This is a genomic window from Paraburkholderia sp. SIMBA_027, assembly GCF_046535315.1.
Lineage (GTDB): Bacteria > Pseudomonadota > Gammaproteobacteria > Burkholderiales > Burkholderiaceae > Paraburkholderia > Paraburkholderia tropica.
This window is the reverse complement of the sequence record NZ_JAWRWY010000719.1, coordinates 1-266: the sequence shown is the minus strand read 5'-3', so window position 1 is coordinate 266 and position 266 is coordinate 1. Positions and strand designations below refer to the sequence as shown.

The following is a 266-nucleotide window of genomic DNA, read 5'->3' as shown; positions in this document are numbered from 1 at the left end:
CTTGAGGATGAGCGGGCGCATGGCCGCCGGCCCCTGGCTGAAGAAGGCGGTCTGGCGGTCGACAATGGCCTGGGCCACTCGCAGGATGGTGTCGAAGCGCTGCTCCACGTTGCGGATCATCCATTTCGCCTGTTGCAGCTGAGACTGCAAGCCGGCGTGGGCCGACTCCTTCTGGTTGGCCAGCATTTGGGCGTACAGGCCATTGATCTGCAGTCGCGGCACGGCGGCGCTGTTGAGCGTCACCTGCCAGCCGCGGCGCGTCTTGC

At 66.2% G+C, this 266-nt stretch carries 1 pseudogene; it reads right to left on the bottom strand.

The features are described from left to right. Positions 1–266: pseudogene (locus tag SB764_RS40925) on the bottom strand (RNA polymerase sigma-54 factor); the annotation flags it as partial.